Annotated in this window: 7 protein-coding genes; 4 read left to right on the top strand and 3 right to left on the bottom strand. The window is 30.9% G+C overall.

The genetic code is table 11. From position 1 onward, the window contains the following. Positions 1–38: 38 nt before the first annotated feature. Together BVC87_RS19965 and BVC87_RS19970 are read right to left on the bottom strand one after the other, a co-directional pair. The gene (locus tag BVC87_RS19965; RefSeq protein WP_075344172.1) at positions 39–593 is read right to left on the bottom strand and encodes a DUF4136 domain-containing protein; all 555 of its coding nucleotides are present in this window, start codon (positions 591–593) and stop codon (positions 39–41) included. Between the two features lie 274 nt (positions 594–867). Continuing rightward, positions 868–2,178, bottom strand: a complete 1,311-nt coding sequence (locus BVC87_RS19970) for a C2 family cysteine protease (RefSeq protein WP_075344173.1) — start codon at positions 2,176–2,178, stop codon at positions 868–870. Between the two features lie 1,161 nt (positions 2,179–3,339). Here BVC87_RS19970 and BVC87_RS19980 point away from each other — a divergent pair. Both BVC87_RS19980 and BVC87_RS19985 read left to right on the top strand, forming a co-directional pair. Beyond that, the gene (locus BVC87_RS19980; RefSeq protein WP_200799214.1) at positions 3,340–4,140 is read left to right on the top strand and encodes a M15 family metallopeptidase; all 801 of its coding nucleotides are present in this window, start codon (positions 3,340–3,342) and stop codon (positions 4,138–4,140) included. 74 nt (positions 4,141–4,214) lie between these two features. Next, positions 4,215–7,640, top strand: coding sequence for a methylmalonyl-CoA mutase family protein (locus tag BVC87_RS19985; RefSeq protein ID WP_075344175.1), 3,426 nt, complete (start codon positions 4,215–4,217; stop codon positions 7,638–7,640). A 104-nt stretch (positions 7,641–7,744) separates the two neighbouring features. Here BVC87_RS19985 and BVC87_RS19990 read toward each other — a convergent pair whose 3' ends face one another. Further along, positions 7,745–8,128 (bottom strand): hypothetical protein, encoded by a 384-nt coding sequence (locus BVC87_RS19990; protein WP_075344176.1) that lies wholly within the window; start codon positions 8,126–8,128, stop codon positions 7,745–7,747. A gap of 71 nt (positions 8,129–8,199) precedes the next feature. Here BVC87_RS19990 and xerA point away from each other — a divergent pair, with 71 nt between their 5' ends. Beyond that, the gene (gene xerA / locus BVC87_RS19995; protein ID WP_075344177.1) at positions 8,200–9,330 is read left to right on the top strand and encodes a site-specific tyrosine recombinase/integron integrase; all 1,131 of its coding nucleotides are present in this window, start codon (positions 8,200–8,202) and stop codon (positions 9,328–9,330) included. 106 nt (positions 9,331–9,436) lie between these two features. Then, positions 9,437–10,144, top strand: a complete 708-nt coding sequence (locus BVC87_RS20000; protein ID WP_075344178.1) for a hypothetical protein — start codon at positions 9,437–9,439, stop codon at positions 10,142–10,144. The last annotated feature ends 19 nt before the right edge of the window (positions 10,145–10,163 follow it).

Below are 10,163 nucleotides of genomic sequence, written 5' to 3' on the forward strand. Positions count from 1 at the left end.
TCACTAAAAATGAGAATTTACTTTCAATAGTAAACTTCTTATTTTTTCTTCTCCATTCCTGGAGGATACTCTTCCATAATTTCTTTTACAAATACTTTTATACGAGCTTCTCTACGTTCAACACTACGCATTGATAATGCTCCAGAACCTATACCTTGCCATATTAATTCTTTTTGTTTTGCATCTATTACATCTACAAACAATGTTCCTTCTGTATATTGATTGACATTGAGTCTACCAGCTCCTCCCCACATCCAAGGATTCCAGCCCCAGCCCCAGCCGTAGCCAACACCCCAGCCGAAATTATCATTTACGTTAATTCGTTCTCTTGATTTTGTAAATAAGCTTACCAATACATCTGGTGTAGAAGATTTTTGCATTCCTTTGGCAACCAACTCTGCTTCAATTGCTCTCATAATACGTTTCTTATCTAAGTCAGAAATATCTGCTTTGTCAATCCCCGGTTTGTAAAAAGCAAATGTTTTAAAATTCTGAAAATTTACTTTAGTATCATAATCTGTGCTTACCCTAACGGAGCTACATGATGTAATGACTAAAAGTAGTAGTGGAAAAAATAGTCTAGCTAACTTCATACTGAATAAATTAAAATTATTAATTCGCGCTTAAAATTTTCGAAATCCCCTTCTTTTATCGTTCTAAAGCGCTTCTTTTCTTTCAAAAATAAGCATCAATAAATATGCCAAACACCCTATAAATTCGCTATGCTTTAACATTTTATATGATATATGATTATAATTTTTATTTGCTTAGGTATAATTTACAAAAAAACACTCTAAAAAAGAGTGTTCTTCTTCTATAAACTTTTCTTAAAATATAGAATTTAGTAGTATTTAGTTTCCTTAATTATCATTTAGCTACTCCCAACCCTGCAAAAAGTGTTTTAAAAGAATTGGCTTCAATAGCAAAAACTCCATCATTCCCAATAGTGTTTATAGGTCTCCAAAAACTCTCATCAAAAAATGAAATTAGACCTTGGTAGGTATTGAGTCCTGCTGGTTCAGTCCTTCCCCAAGGATTACGTAAAACAATATATTTTTTACCATTTTTAAAAGTCCAACCTAGAACAGTATAACAATGACTTGCTACTACATTGGTTCCTGTATAGGTTTTATCTGACGAACCATAGGTCCATGCCGTCATAGGGTGAATAGTTTTCCCTCCTGCAGAATTCCCTCTAACAATAGCATATAACTCACTACCTGTTCTACTATTTGTATTAAAATAATGAGGGGTTTTATTATTAAGCTGTGCCGTAGCTTTTACACAATTTCCCCATGCTGTCTTAGTGATATCTGGTTTATCAGAATTGGTTTTTGTAATCCATTTCGCGAAAGCCTTTTCATAAAGTGCTGGATAAATCTCGTTATTGTCATTAGAACGACAATAAATCCAATTATTATTAGATGCATTAACTATTGTTTTGTCCGTTACTTCCACTAGTTTGGTTGGTGCATCTTTACTTCCCCCTTTTGAATAAAATTGAATCGCATTAACTCTAGTAGTTTCACCCGTAGTTGTTGCTCTATTTCTGTGTACAATTCTATAAGGATCAGCCCAAGCTACTGCATTTAATGCAGCTATAAAGTAACAATTGGCCACAGAACCTTGGATTGGATCTGAATACTCTACCACATCGTTAAAAAAATCACCTTTATCTCTCCAAACACCATTTGGAGGGGTCCAATCTTTTTTTGAAGATCCTGATTTATTAAGCACTATAGCTTCTAAAGGTCCACTTAAAACAGATTTAGATAATGTACGATTTACATCTGGTATATCTAATTTAAGCTCTAAATTCCCTCTTTTAACTAATCCTGATTTTATTTTTACATCATCTAGATTTTTGACTCCTAATTTTTTTAATTCACTTAATTTTTTCAATCTTGATATATCTGGTGTCTCAACATCTTCTTTTTTTCTGATTTTAATTTCTGATGCTTTTAAAGGTTCAGGCATATTATCCTTGTTCAATTTTAATCCCGCATAAATTGGCGAATTAAATTTCATATCAAATAGCTCACTATAATCTGTTTCCAAAGTGTCTTCCATAATTTTGATTGAACTTTTCTTACTCCAATCAATTTTTCTTCCAAGAAGTGTCTCTGTTAATGCATAAGGATTAATTGCTCCTATGTTCAGTTTTGGTTCTTTGTCCATAATTATATGTAGTTTACGGTTAATAATTGAACTCCAAAATTAGGTAGCGATTCTAACTACACATGAAGGTAAAACAACGTTTACAAGAAAAGAGAATCCTCTTTTCTATAAAGGGTAAAACACTATTGAGTTAAACTCTTTGTACATTTAGACATTTAAATAATCTTAAATTGTCAATCTCGAGTAACATTAAGGTACGAAAAAGTGTATTGGGAACTATTTCAAAGTTACAATCCCTATTCATTCCATTCGAAAAACTACCACCAATGTTTTGAAAACTTTAATGATTCATGAGTTAATACTTTCTCTTCTCCTTTGTCTATCTTATAATTAAGTTATAAAGATTCGTACTTTTTATAAGCTTCCTGTTCATTTTTTTGCTTGTCCAAAAAAACGAACCAAAAAAAGGACACTTCTTCAATGAATTTTTTAGCCAATGCTAAAAACCAAATTTCATTCCTAAAATCTCTCCAAGGCTTCGAGATTTCTTAACGAAATCAAATTTTATTCTGCGAAGAAGATTCAAAAGCGCTGCTTTTAATCGCTTTATAATACATTCAGCTATCTAAAATTTTTTCAAAATCCTTCTACTGTAAACTTGGTAAAAAGAAATAAAAATTAAGACCTATGATAGGAATTTAAAAATTCTTATCAATAGATCGCATGTTACTTCCTTAATTGTAATTACATTCATTTCACATTTTTTTGTCGGGAATCTATAATTGAGAATATTTTGCTCCAGTTGAACTATCATTTAAAACCTCTTGTCTACCCTACACTTTGTATTTTAGTCTTAAGAAAAAATCAACTTTTATGAGTTGTTTCTTTATATATTTACATTTACAGCTCATTGTAAATTTATTTGATACTCATTTCAAAACATATCGTCCCTAGAGGTTTTACAGGCATAACACTGTATCCTTTTATTTTTTTACGATCTAAGGAGCTTAAAAAAGATGAAATTCTAGTAAACCATGAGAAAATTCATTTACAACAGCAATTAGAATTGGGAATCATTTTCTTTTACATAATCTATGGATGTGAATGGCTCATAAAATGTGTACAATATAAAAATGGCTATCTTGCCTATCGTAATTTAAGTTTTGAAAAAGAAGCTTATTTCCATGAATCTAATATTAATTATCTAAAAAAGAGAAAATTTTGGGCATTCATAAGCTATTTATAAGATTATTTGTATTCATTTTAATAGTTAGCACCGTAAACTGTAAATCGAAAACGTCAACTAAAAACAATGAACAACAAGCCACTATTCTAAATCATGTAGTTCCAAAAGATTCTACACCTACATATCCTAAATATCTTACTAAAAGCTATGTTTTAGGTCAATTTGATTACACTAAACATCAAGATTTTGTCAAAATACCAAAAGAGTTTTCATCGGAAACAAGATACTTAAGGCGAGAAGTTTTTGATATGTTTCATAAAATGGCTACTAAGGCACAAAAAGAAGGTATTATTTTAAAAATAGTTTCTGCTACTCGAAACTTTTCACACCAAAAAAGAATTTGGGATTATAAATGGAATGATAAATACAAAAGTTTCCCTCGAAACGAACGCGCATTAAAGATTTTAGAATACAGCTCTATGCCTGGCACTTCTAGACATCATTGGGGAACTGATCTTGATATTAATGATTTAGAAGATGAGTATTTTTTAAAAGGAAAAGGCAAAAAAGAATATGCTTGGTTATGTAAAAATGCCAACTCATTTGGTTTTTATCAAGTGTATACTTCTAAAAAACAAGGTAGAACAGGATATAATGAAGAAAAATGGCATTGGTCTTATGTTCCTTTGTCTTCAATATATTTAAAATTCTACAATCAAAACGTTACACATCAAGACATTAAAGGGTTTCAAGGGTCTCATTTTGCGAAAGACATTGACATGATAACCAATTATGTAAATGGAATTAACACAAAAATATTGGCCTATAAACCTTAAGCTTTTCTTAAACATAGCTTAATTTTTTTGAGTTTTTCGTAAATTGCAGCTCTAAATAACAACTAAATTTACGAATGGAACAAATAGCTCCTTATAAACCCAAACATAAAGTAAGAATTGTAACGGCTGCATCTCTTTTTGATGGGCATGACGCTGCAATCAATATTATGCGTAGAATTATTCAGTCTACAGGTGTAGAAGTGATTCATTTAGGTCACGATAGAAGTGTAGAAGAAGTAGTAAACTGTGCTATTCAAGAAGACGCAAATGCTATTGCCATGACGTCTTACCAAGGTGGACATAATGAGTACTTTAAGTACATGTATGATCTACTTAAAGAAAAAGGAGCTGGACATATCAAAATTTTTGGTGGCGGTGGTGGAGTAATCCTTCCTGAAGAAATTAAGGAGTTAATGGATTACGGTATTACGCGTATTTACTCTCCTGATGATGGTCGTGAAATGGGATTACAAGGTATGATTAACGATCTTGTTAAACAATCTGATTTTGCCATTGGAGATGTTTTAAACGGAGAGGTAAATCATTTAGCTGACAAGCAAATAGGAAGTATTGCTCGTGTAATTTCTTCTGCAGAAAACTTTCCGGAAGTTTCTAAGGAAACAATGGATGTTATCCACAAGAAAAATGAAACTTCAAAAACACCAGTTTTAGGAATTACCGGAACAGGTGGGGCAGGAAAATCAAGTTTAGTAGATGAATTAGTTCGTCGTTTTTTAATCGATTTTCCAGAAAAAACAATTGGATTAATTTCTGTTGATCCATCTAAAAGAAAAACAGGTGGAGCTTTATTAGGAGATCGTATTAGAATGAATGCTATCAATAATGAGCGTGTTTACATGCGTTCATTAGCTACTCGTCAATCTAATCTTGCCTTATCTAAATATGTAAACGAAGCTGTAGAGGTTTTAAAAGCCGCTGAATTTGATTTAATCATTTTAGAAACTTCAGGTATTGGTCAATCGGACACAGAGATTATCGAACATTCTGATGCTTCTTTATATGTAATGACTCCTGAATTTGGAGCTGCAACTCAGTTAGAAAAAATCGATATGCTTGATTTTGCAGATTTAGTTGCCATCAACAAATTTGATAAAAGAGGAGCTTTAGATGCATTACGTGATGTAAAGAAACAATACATGCGTAATAACAATCTTTGGGATATTCCAATGGACAAAATGCCTGTTTTTGGAACCATTGCTTCTCAATTTAACGATCCAGGAATGAATTCGCTATACAAAGCGATTATGGATAAAGTTGTTGAGAAAACGGGTGCAGATTTACAATCTACTTTTGAAATTACCAAAGAAATGTCTGAAAAGATATTTGTAATTCCTCCTGCAAGAACTCGTTATTTATCAGAAATTGCAGAGAATAACAGAGCTTATGATAAGAAAGCTAATGAACAGGAAAAAGTAGCTCAAAAATTATACGGAATCTTCAAAACCATTGAAAGTGTTTCTGAAAGCACTGTAGAATTAGATAAATCTGGAATTGAAGAAACTTCTCTTCAAAAAACAGATGATAATTCTGACTTTTTAAAATTATTAGTTGCTGAGTTCGATCGTGTAAAAATGAACCTAGATCCTTACAACTGGGAAATCATTTTAAACTGGGCAACTAAAGTTCAAAAATATAAAGATCCTATTTACACGTTTAAAGTACGTGATAAGGAAATCAAAATTGAAACACATACAAAATCGCTTTCACATTCAGATATTCCAAAGGTAGCTTTACCTAAATATCAAGCTTGGGGAGATTTATTACGTTGGAATTTACAGGAAAATGTTCCTGGAGAATTCCCATATACTTCAGGATTATATCCTTTTAAAAGAACTGGTGAAGATCCAACAAGAATGTTTGCTGGTGAAGGTGGTCCAGAACGTACCAACAGACGTTTCCACTACGTTAGTTTAGGAATGCCTGCAAAACGATTGTCTACGGCTTTTGATTCGGTAACCTTGTATGGAAACGATCCTGGGCACAGACCTGATATTTATGGAAAAATTGGTAATGCAGGAGTTTCTATTTGTTGCTTAGATGATGCAAAGAAATTATATTCCGGATTCGATTTAAGTCATGCTATGACTTCAGTATCCATGACTATTAACGGTCCTGCTCCAATGCTGTTAGGATTCTTTATGAACGCAGCTATCGATCAGAACTGTGAAAAATATATTAGAGAACACGGTTTAGAAGGTGAAGTTGAAGCAAAACTTGCAGCATTATACGATAGCAAAGGAATCGACAGACCTAAATATAATGGTGATTTACCAGAAGGTAATGACGGATTAGGGCTATTATTATTAGGAATTACCGGAGATCAAGTTTTACCAGCTAATGTATATGCCGAAATAAAAACGAATACATTATCTCAGGTAAGAGGAACAGTTCAAGCAGATATTTTAAAAGAAGATCAAGCACAAAACACCTGTATTTTCTCTACGGAATTTGCTTTACGTTTAATGGGAGATGTCCAAGAATATTTTATAGAGAAAAATGTACGTAACTTCTACTCTGTGTCTATTTCTGGGTATCATATTGCTGAAGCTGGAGCAAACCCTATCACGCAATTAGCATTGACTTTAGCTAATGGATTTACGTATGTTGAATACTATTTATCAAGAGGAATGGATATTAATAAGTTTGGACCAAACTTATCGTTCTTCTTCTCAAATGGTATCGATCCAGAATATGCAGTAATCGGACGTGTAGCTCGTAAAATATGGTCGAAAGCGTTAAAATATAAATATGGAGCTAACGCACGTGCACAAATGTTAAAGTATCATATTCAAACTTCAGGACGCTCTTTACATGCTCAGGAAATTGACTTTAATGATATCCGAACTACATTGCAAGCATTATATGCCATTTACGATAACTGTAACTCGTTACACACTAATGCATACGACGAAGCCATTACAACGCCAACTGAGGAAAGTGTACGTAGAGCCATGGCAATTCAGCTAATTATCAATAAAGAATTGGGATTAGCTAAGAATGAAAATCCAATTCAAGGTTCTTTTATTATCGAAGAATTGACTGATTTAGTAGAAGAAGCTGTATTAACTGAGTTTGATAGAATCACTGAGCGTGGCGGAGTTTTAGGGGCAATGGAAACCATGTACCAGCGTTCTAAAATTCAAGAAGAGAGTTTATATTATGAAACTTTAAAACATACAGGTGAATTCCCAATTATTGGTGTAAACACCTTCTTAAGCTCTAAAGGTTCTCCAACCGTAACTCCTCAAGAAGTTATTAGAGCAACTGAAGAGGAAAAATTATTCCAAATTAAGACCAAAGAAAATTTAAATGAAGCGAATGCTGCTAAAGTCGCTGAAGAATTATCTAAGATTCAAACTGCTGCAGTTCAAAATGAGAATATTTTCGAAAAATTAATGGAAGCCTCAAAAGTGTGTTCATTAGGACAAATTACTTCTGCTTTATTTGAAGTTGGAGGACAATACAGAAGAAATATGTAATTCATTTTGAAGTACAAATTACGAATTGGAAATTTTCTTTTTTGTACTATATAATACTAAGGCAGTTAGAAAAGAGTATACATACTACTTTTTTGACTGTCTTTTTATTTCTCCATATAATCTTGCCATTGAATTAAAACATATTTTTCAATGTTTCTTTCTTTTCTTTTTATGAAGCCGAACTCATATACAAAAAGATATACTTCGCCTTTTTTATTTTTCCAATAGTGCGTAAAAAAGTTGGGATTAAATCCATCATCCAATAAAGTTTTAGTACGTATTGTAGATTTTCCAGATTTATTATACTGTTTCAATAATTTCCTGTTTAGTTTTAACTGATTATCTACTCTATTATAGAAATTAGAAGGGTTTTGTTTTGATTGCTGATATTGATAAGAACTCTTGCAATGCACATCACAAAATTTTTTATCTGATCTACCTTCTAGATATTTATTACACGATAAGCATCGTCTTCTTTTCAATTCCATAGTAATATATTATTCGAATAATATACGTATAATATTCAACTACCAAAAAGCAGTCTTCTATTTTTGATATTATGAAAATGAATAGATCTATTACATTAAAACACTTACTTATTGACAACATAAAATTTATTGGGCTTAAATTTCAATCAGATAAAATTCTTAACAGCTTAGTAAAAGAACTTCCTTCAGTTCAATGGTCTAAAGAGTTCCACATGTATTACATTTTAAACGATAAAAAAAATTTAAATATAATTTTTAATTTATTTAGAGGGGTAGCTTGGGTAAATACCAATTATTTTTTTGAAAAGTCTAATTCTAAAAATTTAGACGAAAAGCTTGATATTTCTTGGTTTAGAAAAAGAAAAAAAGCAGAAAAATATAAATACTGCCCAGATAGTTACTTGAACAAACTAGAAATAAAAAAATATGCCAACAACACAATCAAAACGTATGTAGCTTGTTTTGAGAAATTTATGAATTATTTTTTTAGCAAGCACATAGATGATTTAAATGAAAACGACATTAGAGACTACTTAATGTACTTAGTTCAAAATAATTCTTCAAATTCATACATTAATCAAAGCATTAATGCTATTAAATTTTATTATGAAATAGTTTTAGGCTTACCTAATAGATTTTATAATATTGAACGCCCTAGAAAAGAAAAAAAACTTCCTGTTATTTTATCTAAACAAGAAGCTAAACTACTCATTTCTGTTACCAAAAATATCAAACATAAATGTATTATAGCATTACTCTACTCTTCTGGACTTCGTCGTAATGAGCTTATAAATTTAAAAATACAAGACATTGATAGTAAAAGAATGGTTATTAAAGTGAATGATGCAAAAGGCAATAAAGATCGGTATACGCTTTTGGCTGATTCTATTTTAAATGATTTAAGAGAATATTATAAAATATTTACTCCTAAAACATATTTATTTGAAGGACAAAAAGGAAATAAATATAGTGCCTCTAGTATTGCTAACATTATTACTAATGCAGCTAAAAAAGCTAAAATAAATAAAAAAGTTACTCCACATACTTTAAGACATAGTTTTGCCACGCATTTGTTAGAAAATGGAACTGATTTAAGATACATACAAGTTTTATTGGGACATAATTCCTCAAAAACTACCGAAATTTACACACACGTTGCTACTAATAATTTTGGCAGTATTAAAAACCCTCTAGATTTATAAAATTTATAGTATTTTAGTTAATAATATAGTTGGAATAAACACAATTGTGTTTATTCCTACGTTGTAGGTAATTGTGTAAACTATGTATCTTAACAAACATTAAAAAATGAGATATAAAAAAATTGATATTAAATATTGGACTTATCCTGATGGAGATGACTTTAAGGATATCAATGAATTTGTAAAAGACGTTGACCAAGATTACCTATTGACATTAAGTAAAAAAAGGACTGATGCTTGTGGTGGTGGACTTTATGATTTTATTATAAATATTACCGAGGATATTTCTTTACTTGAATTAGCTAAAAGTTATACGGAAGACGGTGTAAAAATCGTAATTGGATACTCTCTGAAAAAAATATTTGATTCGACTAAATCTCTTTTTGAGAAAAATAAAGAGTTCAATCCGTCAATCAAGGAATTAATTATTGACTACAAGGATTGTAAGGTTAGAGTCTATAATATTTACGAAAACGGAATTGAGAATTGCTTTGACGAAATAATAGAGCAACTCTGTATTTTAAGATTAAGTGATAAAAAATTCTTAAAAAAAATAAAGACAATTCATTTACCAATTTTCAATCACAAGGATTGGTATAAAATATGTGATTATAGAGTCCTTTTAAATGTTGATGAACCTCTAACAAAATTGACTAAAAAGGACTTCTTCAATTATTGGGGAATATCAAAGAAAAAGAATAATTACATATATGATGTAAAGAATAAAAAAGTATTCAAACAGAAATTTTATACTCAAAAAACTTATGACAAACTATTTGAGAAAGCTTTTAAGGAAGGGAAATTAAATGGTTAGAAAACTACCTACAACACTA

The sequence above is a fragment of the Tenacibaculum agarivorans genome (assembly GCF_001936575.1).
Taxonomy (GTDB): domain Bacteria; phylum Bacteroidota; class Bacteroidia; order Flavobacteriales; family Flavobacteriaceae; genus Polaribacter; species Polaribacter agarivorans.